Origin of the sequence: Rhizobium aethiopicum, assembly GCF_014197535.1 — a bacterium.
In the GTDB taxonomy this organism is placed as follows: Bacteria; Pseudomonadota; Alphaproteobacteria; order Rhizobiales; family Rhizobiaceae; genus Rhizobium; species Rhizobium aethiopicum_A.
Genome location: NZ_JACIFV010000028.1, coordinates 1 through 17,621, shown reverse-complemented (window position 1 = coordinate 17,621; position 17,621 = coordinate 1). Strand labels below are relative to the sequence as shown.

Annotated in this window: 17 protein-coding genes; 10 read left to right on the top strand and 7 right to left on the bottom strand. The window is 53.6% G+C overall.

The features are described 5' to 3' along the window. Positions 1-3: 3 nt before the first annotated feature. The 4 genes from GGD53_RS26800 to GGD53_RS26785 are packed head-to-tail and all read right to left on the bottom strand — an operon-like array spanning position 4 to position 3,831. Positions 4-699: a cytidylyltransferase domain-containing protein gene (locus tag GGD53_RS26800; RefSeq protein WP_184459767.1), complete on the bottom strand. Its 696-nt coding sequence runs from the start codon at positions 697-699 to the stop codon at positions 4-6. 1 nt (position 700) lies between these two features. Continuing rightward, the gene (locus GGD53_RS26795; RefSeq protein ID WP_184459766.1) at positions 701-1,651 is read right to left on the bottom strand and encodes an NAD(P)-dependent oxidoreductase; all 951 of its coding nucleotides are present in this window, start codon (positions 1,649-1,651) and stop codon (positions 701-703) included. Next, a complete protein-coding gene (neuC, locus tag GGD53_RS26790) occupies positions 1,635-2,801 on the bottom strand; it encodes a UDP-N-acetylglucosamine 2-epimerase (RefSeq protein ID WP_184459765.1) in 1,167 nt (388 codons plus the stop codon). The genes GGD53_RS26795 and neuC overlap by 17 nt, the downstream gene beginning before the upstream one ends. Beyond that, positions 2,794-3,831 (bottom strand): N-acetylneuraminate synthase family protein, encoded by a 1,038-nt coding sequence (locus GGD53_RS26785; protein ID WP_210303356.1) that lies wholly within the window; start codon positions 3,829-3,831, stop codon positions 2,794-2,796. The genes neuC and GGD53_RS26785 overlap by 8 nt, the downstream gene beginning before the upstream one ends. A 244-nt stretch (positions 3,832-4,075) precedes the next feature. On the opposite strand from GGD53_RS26785, the gene GGD53_RS26780 reads away from it, so the two are divergent. The 7 genes from GGD53_RS26780 (at position 4,076) to GGD53_RS26750 (ending at position 12,356) form a co-directional block, all read left to right on the top strand. Next, entirely contained in the window at positions 4,076-5,221 is a 1,146-nt protein-coding gene (locus tag GGD53_RS26780) for a polysaccharide pyruvyl transferase family protein (RefSeq protein ID WP_184459764.1), read from the top strand. Beyond that, positions 5,208-6,443, top strand: coding sequence for an O-antigen ligase family protein (locus GGD53_RS26775; protein WP_184459763.1), 1,236 nt, complete (start codon positions 5,208-5,210; stop codon positions 6,441-6,443). Before GGD53_RS26780 ends, GGD53_RS26775 begins: the two co-directional genes overlap by 14 nt. Next, positions 6,430-7,590 (top strand): glycosyltransferase family 4 protein, encoded by a 1,161-nt coding sequence (locus GGD53_RS26770; protein WP_184459762.1) that lies wholly within the window; start codon positions 6,430-6,432, stop codon positions 7,588-7,590. Before GGD53_RS26775 ends, GGD53_RS26770 begins: the two co-directional genes overlap by 14 nt. After that, positions 7,587-8,558: an NAD-dependent epimerase/dehydratase family protein gene (locus GGD53_RS26765; protein ID WP_184459761.1), complete on the top strand. Its 972-nt coding sequence runs from the start codon at positions 7,587-7,589 to the stop codon at positions 8,556-8,558. The genes GGD53_RS26770 and GGD53_RS26765 overlap by 4 nt, the downstream gene beginning before the upstream one ends. Before the next feature lie 16 nt (positions 8,559-8,574). Further along, positions 8,575-9,351 carry a glycosyltransferase family 2 protein gene (locus GGD53_RS26760; RefSeq protein ID WP_184459760.1) on the top strand — a complete coding sequence of 259 codons (777 nt, stop codon included), beginning with the start codon at positions 8,575-8,577 and terminating at the stop codon, positions 9,349-9,351. Positions 9,352-9,412: 61 nt separating this feature from the next. Next, positions 9,413-10,111, top strand: a complete 699-nt coding sequence (locus GGD53_RS26755; protein ID WP_184459759.1) for a hypothetical protein — start codon at positions 9,413-9,415, stop codon at positions 10,109-10,111. A 235-nt stretch (positions 10,112-10,346) separates the two neighbouring features. Continuing rightward, positions 10,347-12,356, top strand: a complete 2,010-nt coding sequence (locus tag GGD53_RS26750; RefSeq protein WP_184459758.1) for an acyltransferase family protein — start codon at positions 10,347-10,349, stop codon at positions 12,354-12,356. Positions 12,357-12,762: 406 nt separating this feature from the next. On the opposite strand, the gene GGD53_RS26745 is transcribed toward GGD53_RS26750, so the two are convergent. Beyond that, the gene (locus GGD53_RS26745) at positions 12,763-13,737 is read right to left on the bottom strand and encodes a hypothetical protein (protein ID WP_184459757.1); all 975 of its coding nucleotides are present in this window, start codon (positions 13,735-13,737) and stop codon (positions 12,763-12,765) included. 247 nt (positions 13,738-13,984) lie between these two features. Here GGD53_RS26745 and GGD53_RS26740 point away from each other — a divergent pair, with 247 nt between their 5' ends. Beyond that, complete coding sequence (locus GGD53_RS26740) at positions 13,985-14,422, top strand: DUF4174 domain-containing protein (RefSeq protein WP_184459756.1); 438 nt, start codon at positions 13,985-13,987, stop codon at positions 14,420-14,422. A gap of 36 nt (positions 14,423-14,458) precedes the next feature. Beyond that, positions 14,459-14,626, top strand: coding sequence for a hypothetical protein (locus tag GGD53_RS26735; RefSeq protein ID WP_020920431.1), 168 nt, complete (start codon positions 14,459-14,461; stop codon positions 14,624-14,626). Here the strand turns inward: GGD53_RS26735 and GGD53_RS26730 are convergent. Next, positions 14,623-15,504: a LysR family transcriptional regulator gene (locus GGD53_RS26730; protein WP_184459755.1), complete on the bottom strand. Its 882-nt coding sequence runs from the start codon at positions 15,502-15,504 to the stop codon at positions 14,623-14,625. The genes GGD53_RS26735 and GGD53_RS26730 overlap by 4 nt on opposite strands. Beyond that, positions 15,504-15,815: a putative quinol monooxygenase gene (locus GGD53_RS26725; protein ID WP_184459754.1), complete on the bottom strand. Its 312-nt coding sequence runs from the start codon at positions 15,813-15,815 to the stop codon at positions 15,504-15,506. Before GGD53_RS26725 ends, GGD53_RS26730 begins: the two co-directional genes overlap by 1 nt. A 165-nt stretch (positions 15,816-15,980) precedes the next feature. Between GGD53_RS26725 and GGD53_RS26720 the strand changes: the two genes are divergently transcribed. Beyond that, positions 15,981-17,477 (top strand): CoA-acylating methylmalonate-semialdehyde dehydrogenase, encoded by a 1,497-nt coding sequence (locus GGD53_RS26720; RefSeq protein WP_184459753.1) that lies wholly within the window; start codon positions 15,981-15,983, stop codon positions 17,475-17,477. The last annotated feature ends 144 nt before the right edge of the window (positions 17,478-17,621 follow it).

Here is a 17,621-nt window from a genome sequence, read left to right as displayed (position 1 = left end):
GAGTTATCTCCTCAAAAGAAATTCCGCTATTTGGAAATCACGTTCTTCGTCGATGGTCAGCGCCCGTTCCTCGGAAACGACCAGGCAGAATATGCGCTCTCCATAGATCGATCGCCGCTGAACGAGGGTTTCTGTGCTGATCACATAAACAAGTCCGGTCCGAATAAAGTAGTCCGGCAGATCTTGTCTCCGTGACATCCGTTGCTCGTCGTCCAACAACCACGTCACCTCGTCATTCGCCGAGAGTGAGAACATTGTTGCCGGATGCCTTTGACCGGCGTGGAAGCCGGTTATCACCGTATCTGCTTGCTTGGTGATCGCCATCGCCACAGCGGAATCGATATCACCGGTCGTGACCGTGGGACTTGTTGCCTGCACCAGCGCGACGTACTCGTAGTCTAAATCACCTTCTCTTGCCAAGGCATCCAGCGCATGCAGGATGACGTCCACGACAAGACTCGAGTCATGCGATATCTCCGGCGGCCGCATCCACGGTACTTCCAGGCCACTAGCTATCGCGGCTCGAGCGATTTCAGGGTCATCCGTACTACAAATAGCACGGCGCACAGATGACGAGGCAGAAAGCGCCTTACCCGCCCAATCGATGAGAGGACGGCCGTTCAGCGGCCGCACATTCTTTCGCGGCAGCCCCTTCGATCCCCCTCGCGCCGGAAGCAATCCCAGAACCTTTTTTTCCACGTCAGCCGCCAAACTTCTTGAATGCCACATCCGCAATACTTTCCTCTGTGACATGCATCGCATCCGAGGTACAGCCTCCAATGTGGGGGGTAATCAACACATTGAAGCCGTCTTTTGCGGCTCTGATCAACGGAGACTCCTTCATCCAATCCACGCCCTCGTCTTCGTCCCTCAAAACATCGACGGCAACGCCGCCTAGCTTTCCATCTCGAAGAGCATCGGCTAGAGCCGCCTCATCGATCAGCCCACCACGCGCCGTATTGACAACGAGTGCATGAGAACGCATCTCAGCTATCTCCGAACGCCCGAGAAAACCATAATTTGCGCCGGTCAACGATGCATGGACAGAAATGATGTCGGCTTCCTTTAGTAGAGGAAGCAAATCCGATCTACGCACACCCAGTTCATCAAACTTCTCTTGTGGCTGATACGGATCATAGGCGACAATTTCCATGCAGAGCGCCTTCGCATACCGAGCCATATGCCGCCCAAGCCTGCCAAGACCTACAATCCCCAAGGTCATCCGTGACAATTGCCTGGAACGAAAGGCATTTCTATTCCAACTGCCATTTCGAACCACCTCGCTGGAAGCAGACGGGATAGCTCGCAACAGCGATATCATAAGCCCAAGGGCGAGCTCGGCAGTCGACGTGATGTCGTTGATTGCATCCCGGCAATCCGCCAGTGAGATCACCTCAATGCCGCGGCGCCGGCATTCTTCCACGTCAACGTGCGTGAGGGCGGTCGTCGGTGAAACGACTGCCCGCAGCGATGGGAAGCGATCAAGCAACTTTCCATCTATTCTGTAGGCGAGCCGTACAACGATAATAGACACTTCTGTGTTCGATTCCGTCTGAGCCAACCAAACCTTTCCCATCTGCCTATAAGTTGCCAAAGCATGTGGACTGTAGTTTTCGGGCTCAAGGACAAGGATGTTAGTATTCTGAGACATATTGCAGCATTTTCTGCTGGTAGGGTTCGAAATTCTTGATCTTCTCAACGATGCGCACGCTTGCGTTACCTTCACCGTAGAGATTGGATACGGGATAGCGCCCATGTGCAATCTGGGCCTTGATGGCATCTGTGATTAATTGCTTCTCCGGCCGGACGGCAGTTAGATTTTCACCGTGTTCCCGGCCGGCCTGCCTTTCGCCTACCAAGACAACAGGTGTTCCGGAAAACGTACTGTCCCTGATGAAGCTCGACGAATTGCCGATAGCGCATGTCGCTTTCTTGAGACACTTCTGAAAGGTGATCGGTTCAAGATTTTTGACAAGATGCAGCCAATCAGCCTTGTGATGCTCGCGATGAGTTCGCAACGCCTTTGATATGTCATCGGCACCCGCATCAATGTTCGGCCAGATCCAAAGGGTCGGGTGTGCCAGTTCGGCTAACCCTTCTATAAGCTGCTGAACCTGCTGCCGTTCACTGCCAAAATGCGTTGTAACAGGGTGATATATGACGAGAAAGAACGGATTATTCGAATTTAGCGCACCGCCGACGCCAATCTTCGTAAATAGGTTAGCAGGCAATTCCGTGTCGAGAGATCTGATGTAATCGCCGGACGGACATCCCACATTGAAAACAGAGTCCGTTCTCTCACCCATTCTCCTGATAAACTGCGCAGATCGCTCAGTCGAAGGGAAATGGAGATGGGCGAATTTCGTGATCGCGTGACGTGCACTTTCGTCGATCGAACCGGAAACCTCCCCGCCCTGAATATGAGCGATCGGGATGTTCATATAAGCAGCCGCTATTGCAGCGGCCAGGGCTTCGTACCGATCCCCGATCAACAGCACAATGTCGGGCTGAAGACGTTGAAATTCGGTTGAGAATTCGATCACGCCCAAACCGATGCTTTTCGCCATAGTGGCTGGGATAGATCCCTCTACTTCCAAAAACACGCGACCGTCAATCTTGAAACCGTCGGCGCTAACAATCTTCTCTGCTTGACCAAAACGCTCGAGCAACATGGTGCCCGCACATACGGTAAGGAGTTCGAGATCGGCATCGGCATTTATCGCACGCATCACGGGATGCATGCGCCCGTAGTTCGCTCGATCAACCAGCACGGCGCAAATTCTGCGAACTGTCTCAACCATCTAAATCACTCTCTTTCAACTGCTCCCCAGCGAGATAATCGCGTTTGAGTATCTTGCCAACAGCATTGTCTAGCATCCGGGCAGGCATGCCGGTTCCCGGCTTCTTTAATGCGATATCTTGCGGCGTCAATATGTGCCCCTTCTGCAGGCCCGTCTTGCAATACAAGCTCTTACCGAAAAGGATGCTGAGCTCCTTCTTCTCCTCAGCCTCGCGGTCTTTATCCATCGGGGCCATCATCATGGCTTCTGTAAAACGAATTCCATCCACTAACTGCTGTAGCTCCTTCGTTGTAACAGAAGCAGAAACATCGGGCCCGAAACATTCCTTTGAGAAGACCGTATGCACCTCAATCAGATTTGCGCCGAGCGTGACCGCCGACAGACTTGGATAAATGGTGCCGCTATGATCTGACAGGCCCACCGGTACGCCATATCGCAGCTTCATCTCGCCGATTAGATTCAACCCGATCTTATCAGGTGGGCAAGGATAAGCCGTCGTACATTGAAACAATGCAATTTCCGCGCCATGCTTTTTGATTACTGCGAAGGCGTCATCCAAATCCGACCAGCTCGACATTCCGCTCGACAGAAGAATAGGTTTCCCCGTTCGCGCCATCATCTCCAACATTGGAAGATTGCCGACTTCCCCAGATCCCACCTTCCAGGCGGGAACACCAAGTCTGTCCAGCAGTTCTACGGCTTCAAAAGAAAACGGTGTCGATAAAAATATCAGGCCTTTCTGTCGCGCATGATCGAAGAGGCCTGCCCACTGCTCTTTGGAAAATTCCATCCGACGCCAGTAGTCGTAACGGGTGGCGTCCTGTGGAAAAACCTTTACGCGGAATTTTTCGTCAGGAGTCGATTCTGCCTCCGCGATATGCGTTTGGAATTTAACCGAATTTGCACCCGATTTGGCGACCGATTCGATGTAGGCGTGAGCAGCGCCCAAACTTCCGTCGTGAGCTTGGGCAATTTCTCCAATGATAAAACATGGGAAGCCATTGCCGATCTGGGATTCTTCAATCTTCAAAGCGTTCTTCCAGGTTCAATTGCAGTACCCCGGTGAGAGGTTATAAAGATGCTAGGCGAACCCGATCTTCGCCGACCTTCTCAGCGGAATTGGCGTGTGATAGCGCACGCAGGCCCATTGTGACAAGCGTGGCACAGCTACTTGGATATCTCGCGGGCGAATGGTTTGACCGTCCAAGATATATATCTTAATGCGTGAGCATGCGAGGCGTTATCTGCGCTTACAGTGATCGAAGGAAAGCCCAATGACATCTGCAAGATACCTTGTCTGCGGCCCTTACGGCAGTGGCAATCTTGGTGATGACGCGATAGCCCTAGAGATTATAAATCAGATCGAGCGACACGGCGGAACTGTACATATTGCGGGGATTGATGCCGGGAACTTTACAAAATCGACCGGGAGGAAGATCGGATTCGTTCGGAGACTAGATCTGCGAGGACTGAAGGTTTCTTTGATCGGAACACTGTGGAAGTGTGATGTGGTCGTGATCGGAGGCGGCGAACAATTTTCGGAGCCGCGCTTAGCAAATCCGTTATGGGGTCATCTCGCGACAAATTTTCAGCTTTATATGCTTGCAAAGATCTTCCGAAAGAAATTTGCAGCCGTGGGTGTTGGAGTGAGCGACGGGTTATCGTCGCTTGGACGCTTTGCGATGCGCCGAATCGCGCTTGGCGCCGATTTTTTTAGTGTCAGGGATGAAGGATCATTCCAGCGTCTGAAGGCTCTTGCTCCGGGCGCAGATATCCTTTTGTCCGCCGATCCCGCATTTCTTGGAGAACAAATTGACAGGAAGAAGGCCCGTAGCCAACTTTGCACGCGATTTAAAATTGAATCATCGTCCAAAATTGTCATTATAATGCCGTCCAACGACAAGTTCCATTCACTGGCTTATGTTGAACAGCTCAACACATCTGTCAAAAACCTAAACGAAGCGGGGGTGGAGGTCGTTTATGCTGTATCGGATTCCCAAGAAGGCTATGATAGTGAGATTTTCGATAGGGACCTGCTACACACATCCAAGATGGCGCGTTGGGCCCGGCCCGGGTCTCTGTCTCTCATGGAACTGATTGAGTTGATCACCGCGGCCGATTGCCTCGTAAGTTCTAGAATGCATCCCTTGATATTTGCAACATGCCAGATGACACCATTCGTATGCCTCTCCCGCGCTGGGAAAATGGATGCATTGATGAAAATGTTAGGTGATGAGAACTACTTGAGAATGAACTTCACCCCAGCGCAGCTCGTAGATCTTGTCATGACGAAACTGAATGCTGCCATGCCCGATATCTATGTTTCCAGCGTCGGGCGCGCTCGAGCAAGCGCTTCTGCTCAGTTCGACAATCTTGCAAAGCTAGCCTTTAAAGAACGTAGCGTCAGTGACTCTCGGTAGAAACATCGTCCCACTCCTGTTATTTGCCATCGCGGTCTGCCTTAACTTCGATTTCGTTCTGCAGGTAGTCGCGGGAAAATCGCCTGCGCTCAATCTCTGGGCTTTGATACCAGTGTTTATGGCACTCTTTTATCTCCCGTCGAATCTGATCAGATGCGATACGTCCTCGATTACATATGTGATCTTTCTCTTTTCATTGATACTTGTGGCAAACGGCGTTCGAAACACGCTGGCGGTTGGACCGACCGGCTTTGTTTGGGCGTTGCTGTCATATGGCCTTTGGCTGGGGCTTTTCCTCTGGACACAGAAACAATCGCCGCGATTTCTCTTCAAAGTCATCGTCAAACTTTTTCTCTTTTCTGCATTGCTTCATGCGTCTGTGGCACTGTATGAACTTCTCTCCGGCCAGGCGCTCTTGAAAGTCGTTACCATCGGAACATCGGTTGAACGCCGCTACGGAATTTCGTTTAGCCTTGGCGTTTTGGGACTACAGCTCGGGTGCGGCGCACTGGCAGCCCTGGGCGCCATGCGCTTATACCGGTCCACGACACCAAAGATACTTGTCGTACTCTGTTTTTATCTTATTGCTATGGCGCTCTACGCGACAGCGATCAGGGCGCCCCTTCTTTACCTTGTGTTGGCAGCCCTCGCCATTGTTGTGTCCCGATATTTTTCTAGTGTTCCGAATATTATGAACGTCATGTTTGTCGGGGCGCTTATTGTTGTCAGCGCAATTATTTTGGACCGATTGGGTGAAGTGAACCTCAATTTCGTCGGCTCCGCGTTCGAATTGTCCGATAGTGGCAACATGGGAAGGTTAGACCGCTATTCTGCGTCGATAGGGCTCCTTATGGAAAACTGGTGGGCGCCGATTTTCGGCTACGGTCCCGCGATGCTGACTCAGGTTCCCGTATCCTTCGGATTGGATGACTTTGGAACCGAAAGCAGTGCCTTGAAGACCGTTCTTGAACTAGGGGCTATTGGAGTTTTGCCTCTGGCGACTCATATGTCGGTCCTTTTCATGCGATTATGCGGCCCTGGCGGCCTGACAATCATAAAGGCGAACATCGAAGCCTTTGCGATTATGGCTTTCATCACGCTCGAATGCCTGACGAGCGAAATATTTAAATCCTGGATAGGTTCTTTCTATTTTGTGCTCGTTTTGGGTCTGATAACTCGGTTGACGCTGTTTCCGCAGAAGGCGGACGTTGAAGACCAATAACCCAACCGTCGGTCTAAGGCAGGATCTATTTGCAATGAAATACGCAATTAATGCACTCTTCGTGCGATGGGGTGTCAATGCGGGTACCGAGACTTATGTCACCAACATTGTGAGGCCCTGGTATGAGAGCAAACCAAGTGGCTGCGAGTTCCTATTCTACTGCAATCAACTGCCGCCTTGGTGGAAGGGGGACCGTCCTTGGTTTCGAGCGATTGTTCTGAAAAGCGCAAAGCGTGTTGGTTGGCGAATCTTCTATGAGCAGTTATGGCTGCCCCTTGTTGGCCTCATAAGTTTCGATGCCCTCTTCGCCCCAGGATACGTGGGAAGTGCGCTCCTGCAAAAACCACAGGCGATCACCGTTCACGATGCTTTTGCGTGGTTGTATCCGGGAGAAATTGGCCTCCTGCGCAGCCTATACTGGCGAATGTTTATCCCCTTGTCCCTGCAATCCCGCAATTCGTTGATCACCGTTTCTGCAAGCACGGCTACTGATCTCAAACGTTTCTGCAACATTGATAGCCAGACGCTTCATGTCATCCATGAGGCGGGGTCTCATCTCTCGGAGATCAACGAAGGCGGTACCATTCTCGAGCGCCTTGGTTTGAAGCCTGGGAAATATTTCCACTGCGTGGGCTTCTTCAAAAAGATCAAGAACCCATACACTATATTGAACGCATACCACTCCTATTGCGCGGCAGCCGGCAGTAACTCTGCAAACAAACTTGTCCTTGTTGGCCATGTGGGGAACAGCGTAGGGCAGGAAATAGCCGATTTTGCGTCTAAAATTCCTGGTGTGATCTTAGCGGGGCGATTGACCGACGAGTCCCTCTCAGATCTTTATCGCAATAGCGCCGCCCTGATTTTCGCCTCGCTTTATGAGGGGTTTGGAATTCCCATTCTAGAGGCGCAGGAACTTGGGTGTCCTGTTGTCACCTCGCGATCTTCTTCGATGCCGGAGGTTGCCGGAGACGGCGCTTTACTCGTAAATGAGGGGAGTGTCTCCGACATAGCAGCTGCCCTTTCGAAAATTTCTGAGAAGACTGAGGCAGAGACACTTATTCGAAAAGGCAAGGTTAATTACCAAAAGTTTTCTTGGCAGAAGGCAAGTGATATGACGCTTGACGTTCTTCGTAAGGTTAATAGATGAAACCAAAAGTTATTATTACCGGCGGCAGCGGCTTTATAGGCAGAAGCTTGGCTCGGTATCTTCAACAGCAAGATTACGACGTAATCTCTTTGGATAACTCGATTGGCATTGCTTCTGAATCTGAAACCTGCCGCAGGTGTGATCTTCTGGAGCGGGAGAGACTAATCCACCTTTTATGCGAGATCAGACCCAATTCCATCATCCACCTAGCTGCGAGGACGGATCTGGACGAAAAGGCAAACCTTGAAGGTTACGACGTCAATATCAATGGCGTTCGAAATCTTATCGATGCGGTTAAGGCCGCTGGGTCGGTGGACAGAGTTCTTTTCACGTCGTCCCAGCTCGTGTGCGAAGTGGGATATGTCCCCCGGTTCGATGAGGACTACAGGCCGAACACTCTTTATGGCGAGAGTAAGGTAAGGGGCGAACAAATCGTCCGAAATGCGGATCTTCAAGGCATCACTTGGTGCATTCTACGCCCGACGACGATCTGGGGCGAAGGAATGTCTCCTCACTATCAACGACTTCTGCTTGCGCTGAAACGCGGCAGGTATTTTCATGTGGGCAATGCTCCGCTTTTTAAATCGTACGGTTATCTCGGAAACGCCGTCTACCAATACGCCAAGTTTTTGGATGCCGCTCCGGAACGAATCGACCGCAGGACATTTTACATCGCCGATTATACACCTCTGTCTCTTCGCGAATGGACGACATCGTTGGCATGCAGGCTTGGGGGACAAAGGATCGTGACCCTACCCAAAAGTGGTTCAATCTTGCTTGCTAAGGTCGGCGATTTGCTAAATGCTCTTGGTATGAAGCGCTTCCCCTTCAACTCGTTTCGCCTCAATAACATCCTCACGGAGTATCAATTTGATATGTCGGAAACGGAAAAGATCTGTGGTCCGTTGCCATTCTCGATTGAGGATGGCGTAAAGCGTACTGCAGATTGGTTCCTCGACAAATCGTAAAGGTTTCGAAGCAGACATGGCTCCGAAGATTTCTATTATCACACCGACTTTCAACTCTTCGTCGGTCATTCTCGACAATATGCGGTCGGTGCGTCGTCAGGCCTATCGCGACTGGGAACAGATCATCGTGGATGGGGCGTCGACAGACGACACACTCGCGAGAATCAATACGCTTCCCCCGGCGGGAACCAAGGTCATTTCGGAACCGGATAACGGGATTTATGACGCGATGAATAAGGGCATTGCGCTTGCCACAGGTGATATTGTCGGGTTCCTGAACTCGGACGATTTCTATGCACACGACCAGGTTCTTGCGACGATTGCAAGCATAATGGCCGACACCAGCGTCGATGCTTGCTATGCCGATCTCGACTACGTCGATAAGTGCGATACTCAGAAAATCAAAAGGGTGTGGCGGTCACAGCCTTACCACGATGGCCTGTTCGAAAAAGGCTGGATGCCGGCACACCCGACTTTCTATGTCCGGCGGGACATTCTCCGTCGATCGGGAGGCTTCGATTTGGCCTTCCCGCGTCAGGCGGATTTCGAATTATGCATGAGGCTTATGGCCAAAAACAGAATCAAGGCGCGATATTGCAACGATGTCTGGGTTAAGATGCGTACCGGAGGGACATCCAACAACTCCGTTGCAGGGATTCTCAAGGGAAATCTAGAGGCCTATCGGGCATGCAGAAAGAATCGGCTTCAGGTCAACGTCATGTTCATACCCGTAAAGATTCTCTCACGCATACCACAGTTTGTAGCAGCCTTTCTCCAAAGGCAGGCGAGTTAGACGGTATCTTGAGGCTTCGCTGAAATCGTGAGAACCAGTAAAAATTGAACTTGATAAGGAAATGGCTTTGGGAACGCTACGCAATGTCGCACACAAATTTGGCTTGACGAACTCGGCTAAATTCGAACGGTTGATTTTGGAAGATAGAGCTGCCGCACCAGAAGAATACAGGCTAGCGGATAAGGTGCTAGCAGCGTTTCACTCTGGGGGTGGTCTCGCACCAAAAATGCAGGCCTACAAACTGGTTTCCCTCAACCGGTTGCTTGAAGCGGAAAAGCCGGCGTCGATTCTGGAGCTCGGGAGCGGTTCTTCGACAGTAATTTTCGCTCGTTACGCAGCTCAGAACAACGCGAAGTTTGTTACGATCGATGAAAGCAAAGAATGGCTCCGCAATACAATGTCGATGCTGACCGCGTTTGGCGTGAGCAACTTCGTCACTCCTTATGTGCGAAGCAAACATATTGATGTTGAAAAGAAGACGGCATCGTATGTCGAGCGTCCACCAATTGATGCGGATTTCGTACTTGTCGACGGACCTGCATTAGAACTCAACGGTAAAACCTACATCGATGCTGTCTGTACCGACGTGTTCGATATGCTGCCAAGGCCAAAGACGATCCTCGTGGATATTAGAAGGCCGACGGTCGAATGGATGGCAAAAGAAATATCGTCGACACAGTATCGATTTACTCAATCTAATATTCTGTCCAGGTCACCGAAAAAGAATTTCAACTATTTTTCGATCTTCAATCGAGTCTGAATACTTGAGGCCAGTTTTTCCTAGTTACGCCGTCGAAAAATTGTGAACATTGAACGATGCTCCGCTCTCGATCAAGTTCACATCCGGTCCTTCCGTCGAGATGCCGGAGCTAACAGCCGGGCCGCCCCCGCCGCTGCGTTGCGGTCATGTGGGGCCCACGAGAGGTTGACAAGATCATTGCAACACGATGAGAGAAGCTACCGTAGCCTATGGTGTGCCGCTCCGTGAGTATCATATGATCAAGGGAACCAGCCCGAACTATCGTCCGGAAATTAATGGCCTTCGGGCGATTGCAGTTTTGCCCGTGGTGCTTTTCCATGGAGGAATTGCGCCGTTTCACGGGGGCTTCGCTGGAGTTGACGTATTCTTCGTTATCAGTGGATATCTAATCACCTCGATCATTTACCATGACCTCGTTCGCGGCACGTTCTCGTTCAAGAGGTTCTACGAACGCAGAGCAAGACGTATCCTGCCGGCGCTGTTTCTGGTGATGGTCACGAGCATCCCATTTGCTTGGCTTTTTCTGCTTCCATTGGACATGAAAGGTTTTTCGGAAAGCTTGATCGGCGTATCGCTTTTCGTATCCAATTTCGTTTTCTGGAAGCAAGCCGGCTATTTCGATGCAGCCGCCGCCCTAAAACCGCTGCTTCATACGTGGAGCTTGGCGGTTGAGGAGCAGTTTTACATTTTCTTCCCACCACTCCTCATTCTGCTTAGTCGTATCACCAGATCAATCACTTTAGCGCTTAGCATGATAGCTGCGATCAGCTTCGTTTCGGCAGAATTCATCTCCAGGTCCGATCCAACATCCGCTTACTATTTTCTTCACACACGAGCGTGGGAGCTACTGATCGGTGCGATTGTAGCGATCAGGTCGAAAGAGATTTCCAGAGCCACTGACGAAAGTCCAATTCTAGGAGAACTGATTGCCGGTGCGGGCTTATTGACCATTTTGGCATCGGTGATTTTTTTGTGGGAGACGACGCGGTACCCAAGCGTTTACACCCTCTTCCCAACGGTTGGAGCCGCAATGGTGCTGGCAACAGGAACCGGAAGGACGTTCGTCGGGAAATTACTCTCCTTGCGGCCATTCGTTGATATCGGTCTCCTCAGCTACAGCCTTTATCTTTGGCATCAACCAGTATTCGCCTTCGCGCGCCAGTATCTCGATAGATCGCTCAGCCCAAGCACAGCGGTCGCGCTCATCGTACTTTGCTTCGCCCTCTCCGCGTTAAGCTGGCGCTATGTCGAGCAACCGTTTCGAACCGGTCGAGTATCGGCGAGGGCGGTTGCCACGTCAGGCGCCATGAGCATGTCGGCCTTGATCATGCTGGGGTACCTTGGGATATCGAGTAACGGATTCGCCTCTCGTCTTCCTACTGTGGTCGAGTGGGAGAGCTTAGGCCAGAAGGTCCAACAAACTGGTAATGTTTGTGCGCTGACACCCTCCGACCGTACGGGCGTTTCCTATTGTTTCTTCGGTGACGTGGCGGCCAAGAGAACGGTTGCGCTGTATGGAGATTCACATGCTCAAGCGATTTCCTTTTCCCTGGCAGAACGCTTCGCGCGGATGGGCCTGAAAGGGGTTTTGTTGAGAGCACCCGACTGTCAGCCTATACCTCAAACCTCGACTACGAAAAACGAAACCCAACTTTCGCAGTGCCTTTCGGCTTTTCAACATTTGCTCGATTACGTCCGCGAAGATGTCGACGAAATAATTGTGGCGATCCGCTGGACGTTTCGCCTGTATCCGATCCCCGGCCAGATTGATAGGTTAACCTTCGTTAATGGCGAGGGAGGAGAGGAAATAGAAGACTATCGTGAGAACTATGCCGCTGTGAATGGATCTTTCTCCGTGGACGGACGATCAAAGACGCTCGCCATCGATGAACTTATTCAGAGCTTGGAGAGAACGGGAAAACGGGTTGTCGTAGTCTATCCGATACCCGAACTGGGATGGAATATAGCAAAGGTTAATCTTCGCCATGGCCCAGGGCTTTCGGAACTATCAACGTCCGAAGCGCTCTATCTCGAGCGGAACAAGTTTGTTCTGGGCGTGCTGGACAACATCGCAGCATCCGAGACGCTTCGAAAGGTTAGGCCTGCGGACGTGCTCTGCAGCAAGGGCGGCGACGGCAGATGCTTTGGTCAACGGGATGGCGTGCCGCTTTACTACGACGACGACCACCTGTCCGCGCGGGGAGCAGACTTAGTAGCGGATGAAATCTTAAAGGCGCTGAACTAGCGACGGTAGGAAGTGATCAGTACCGCAGGCCATAGAGCTGTCGCTGCTTAATTCGCGGCCGCCTGAATGCTGCTATACAGCGAAGTAGTATAAGCACGCACCAGATTAGAGCAGATCCTGTGATCGATGAATCGATTGTGAGGTGACGAGGCGAGTCGAAGCTGATTCAACATCCATATCGGAGGAGGTGGATGATGGGACGTGAGCGATGTTCCGACCCCACGTTGTCCTCGCCGCCCTGATTTGTGATCGCCTTCATGGACGAGCAACGGGAGTTTCTCCATGGAGAGTACATTGGAGGTGACCCATTGCTCGGCAATGAAGGGCAATTCTCAATCCGTTGTGCGTCTTCCAACTCGGATGGCGTGAGTGAGACCGAGTGTCGACCGCGATAGAGCAGCCAGAGCTACGTTCGACGTACAGAAAGCAAGGACTTAATGCCTTGGATTTTCCTAATACCGCTCTCCTCCAAAGCAGCTCTCTGAAAAGCTTCCCGGACGAAAGCCCACATTAACATCATGAAAAATAAAACGACGGCAGCGGCGACCGCTTTCGAAAGGCTGCCTTTCGCTAAAGGTTCATCCGGGCGAGTGGGGGACTGTAGTATGTCCGACTCCGTCATACTTCCTTTCATGGAGGCTTCTATGGCTAAGATGGCTTGATTTGATTTTTCCAGTGCATCCGCGATGGCAACCACTGACTGTCCCGGGACCTCGGGCGAGTTTCCCTGAACTGCGCTAGGACCGTTAAACCGCTCCAACAATTTTTGTAGAGTCTGCTGAAGAATGGTTTGGGATAGCAACTGTGCCTTAAGTTCTTCCAGTTTGCCCGGCGAAGGCTTTGATGCAACGAGAAGCTTTTTCAAAATTGATGACAATGCCTCTTCTGCATGATCGGGCGTGTCAGCGATATATTGAAGCCGGTATATATCCGTTCCCGAGATATTGACAATTCTTAGAGATTTTTTGAATTTCTCTCGAGCCTGATATTGTTTTTCGTACTGCGCTAAGAGCCATTGGTTGGTCTTTACTGCGTCCTCGAGGAAGCTGGCTGACTGAAGCAGTAAGCTCCTTTCGATAGGCATTTGAACAATAGCTTCCGATTCGAAGCGTCCGGGGAGAAAGAAAAAAAAGCTGAATACTATGAAAAAAGCCAAGAGTGGGACTGCAACCATAACGCGAATTGATTTCGCGAGAATTAAGAGGATGTCAAGAAAATCTACTCCGTTGCCCGGGTTACCGTCACTGTCAATTGTGTATGTTTCCGTGGCTTTCAAGCTTTCAAGCTCCATATAATTACCGGCGTCACTCCTTAACGCGTCCCTATCGCCTTCTAGCTCATAGGTTTCGCCAAAGCTGTTTACCCCGCTCGCAGGCAACATTAACCGTGCTGGCAGCTTTGGGTCCGAAGAGAGAGTCGCTGGGCCTGAACAGCTTCGAGGATGTCACTAACTGAATTTTCTCCTGTTGTCACCGTCAGTGTGTCAGCGCGTTAAGGTAAGAACTGATCCGGCGTCTGCTAGTGAGGGGATGAATTCAGATAGCGGTCGATGACATCTCGGGCTCTTTCGACACGGCATGGAACACATGCCATCTCGGGCCGTTCTCCAAGCTGACGGGAGAATACGCATGTCGAAAACCCTGCTTTACGGCGCGACCAAGATCGACGAGACGAACAGTGCCTACGCACCGATCGAAAGCCTGGCCGCTTTCCAGTGGAAGAACCGTGTCTTCGTTCTTTTCGCCGACAGGGACAATGCCCGCGCGGCGCGCCAGGAAAACCAGCTGCTGGCCGACCGCAGCGCGCTCGATGAGCGCGATATGGTGGTGCTGAAGGTCTCGGGCGGCAAGGTTCGGGCGCTTTTCGGCGCTGCCGATGGCCTCGACGGCGAAGTGATCCGCCGCGATCTCGATGCGCCGGAGACGGGTGAATTCGCCGCCTTCCTTGTCGGCAAGGACGGCACCGTCAAGCTCAAGGTCAGCGAGCCGATCACCAATGGCGAGCTCTTCGCCATCATCGACAGCATGCCGATGCGCGCTGCCGAGACGCTGAAGTCGGACAAATAGTCCCGACGAACATCGCAAACATAAAGGGAGGCGGTCATGTCCGTGCCCAACGAACCCATTCCCGATCAGCCGCCGATGCCGGCGCCCGGCTGGAAGCCGGTGCCGCCGATCACCGAACCGGAGCCGGACCGGCTTCCCGACGAAGCGCCTGTTCCCAACCCCGATGAGAACGACGAGCCGGCCAAGCACGTTTCGGCGACTTAGAGGAAGATGTGCCGCTCGGCGCCGACGAGTTCCTGCAGGAAATCGACGACACTGCGGACGCGCACCAGGTCGCGCGCCGTTTCGTGATAGGTCGTCCAATAGGCGCGCCGGATCGAAATGTCAGGCAGGATGCGCTCGAGCTCCGGATACTGCCTTGCGATATAATCATGCAGGATCCCGATGCCGGCACCTGACCGCACCGCCTCCGTCTGGCCGATCGCCGTCGAGATTTCGAAGCCGGCGTCCCAGCTGCGCATCACCTCGCCGGAGAAATTCAGCGAGGCGGTGAAGATCAGATCCTCGACATAGCCGATGCGCGGATGCGCCTTCAGCGCCTCGACATCGCCGGGTCTGCCCTGGCGGGCGAGGTAGTCGCGCGAGGCATAGAGGCCGAGCGTGTATTCCGTCAGCTTGGAGGAGACGAGCCGGCCCTGTTCGGGGCGTTCCAGAGTAATGGCGATATCCGCCTCGCGCTGCGACAGCGAGAAGGAGCGCGGCACCGGTACGAGCTGGATCTTCAGCTCCGGATGGCGCTCGATCAACCTGCCCATGCGCGGTGCCAGAAAGGAGACGCCGAAACCATCGGGCGCGCCGACGCGCACCGTGCCGGCGATCGCCGTGTCGGTGTGGCCGAGATTGGCCTGCGCAGCGAGCATTTCGGTTTCCATCCGCTCGGCGGCATTTAGGAAGATGCCGCCTTCAGCCGTCAGCTCGCAGCCGTTCGTGCGGCGGATGAAGAGCCGCGTCTTCAGTGCCGCTTCGAGCGACGTCAGCCGGCGCGAAAGCGTGGCGTGGTTGAGCCCCAGGCGCTTCGAAGCGGCAAGGATCTGTCCGGTTCGGGCCACGGCCAGGAAAATGCGGACGTCATCCCAGTTCATCACTTGGCCCGCATTGCAATCGGATCGACATCGATCAGCGTCAGCGACGTCACCATGCCGGCCGTCTCCTTCTTGTATTTGAGGAAATGCGGTGTTCGCAGATGCGCCTCATAGGCCGTTTGGTCGGCGTAGACTTCGAGAATGCGGACGCGGTTTGGGACTTCGCGAATGGAAACAGCGCTGAGTGAAAGAACGCCCTCTTCCAGCGCGACCGAAGCCTCGATTTCCTCCGCAAGCAATGCGCGATAGGCGTCGAGCCTCTCGGCGGCGATCTCCAACTCCGCCATTCGCACGACCGGATTTTGGCTCATCGATTGACCCTCCCTGAGTTTGACTTGTCCGCATGCCGCGCCAAGTTTGGGAGCAGCAGCACCTACATCGGAACTATAAAACGTGCACAACGGTTGCTTATATCAACGCATTGATTTGTGCAAATTGAAGTGCGATTGTAGGCCATCCAAACAGGAGGAACATCCATGCGTGAGATCGGACATTTCATCGGCGGCAAGCAGGTCGCTGGCACCAGCGGCCGCGTCAGCAACGTCTACAATCCGGCGACCGGCGAAGTGCAGGCGACCGTCGCCCTCGCCAGCGTCGAGGAGCTTCGCGCCGCCGTCGAGAATGCCAAGGCCGCGCAGCCGAAATGGGCCGCCACCAACCCGCAGCGCCGCGCCCGCGTTTTCTTCAAGTTCGTCGAGCTCCTGAACAAGCATATGGACGAACTTGCCGAATTGATTTCGAAGGAACACGGCAAGACGATCGAGGACGCCAAGGGCGACGTCGTTCGCGGCCTCGAAGTCTGCGAATTCGTCTGCGGCATCCCGCATCTCGCCAAGGGCGAATTCACCGAGGGCGCGGGTCCGGCGATCGACATGTATTCGATCCGCCAGCCGGTCGGCATCGGCGCCGGCATCACGCCTTTCAACTTCCCCGGCATGATCCCGATGTGGATGTTCGCGCCGGCGATCGCCTGCGGCAATGCCTTCATCCTGAAGCCCTCCGAGCGTGATCCGTCCCTGCCGATCCGTCTCGCCGAACTGATGATCGAGGCCGGTCTCCCGGCCGGCATCCTCAATGTCGTCAACGGCGACAAGGGCGCCGTCGACGCCATCCTCACCGATCCGGATATCGGCGCCGTCTCCTTCGTCGGCTCGACGCCGATCGCCCGCTACGTCTACGGCACGGCGGCGATGAACGGCAAGCGCGCCCAGTGCTTCGGCGGCGCCAAGAACCACATGATCATCATGCCGGATGCCGACATGGACCAGGCCGTCAACGCGCTGATGGGCGCAGGCTACGGTTCGGCCGGTGAGCGCTGCATGGCGATCTCGGTTGCCGTCCCGGTCGGCGAAGAGACCGCCAACCGCCTCGTCGAAAAGCTGACGCCGAAGATCGAATCGCTGCGCATCGGCCCCTATACCGACGACAAGGCCGACATGGGCCCGCTCGTCACCAAGGAAGCCTATAACCGTGTTCGCGGCTTGATCGACCGCGGCATCGAGGAAGGCGCCAAGCTCGTCGTCGACGGCCGCGATTTCAAGCTTCAGGGTTATGAAGACGGCTATTTCGTCGGCGGCTGCCTGTTCGACCACGTCACGCCTGACATGGACATCTACAAGACCGAGATCTTCGGGCCTGTCCTTTCCGTCGTTCGTGCCCAGAACTATGAGGAAGCCCTGTCGCTGCCGATGAAGCACGAATACGGCAACGGCGTCGCCATCTACACCCGCGACGGCGATGCTGCCCGCGATTTCGCCTCGCGCATCAATATCGGCATGATCGGCGTCAACGTTCCGATCCCGGTTCCGCTCGCCTACCACTCCTTCGGCGGCTGGAAGGCCTCGAGCTTCGGCGACCTCAACCAGCACGGCACCGATTCGATCAAGTTCTGGACGAAGACGAAGACCGTCACCGCCCGCTGGCCCTCCGGCATCAAGAGCGGCGCTGAATTCGTCATGCCGACCATGAAGTGATCTGCGCGACAGATCGATCTGCAATTCGGGGGCCTTTTGGCCCCCGTTTCATTGTGCGCCCAGCATGGGCGCACTCTTGTGGGTGCAAGTCCCACCGTAAGCTGGTCATGGCGAGCGAAGAGAAGCGCAACTTTGCAAGGGCGA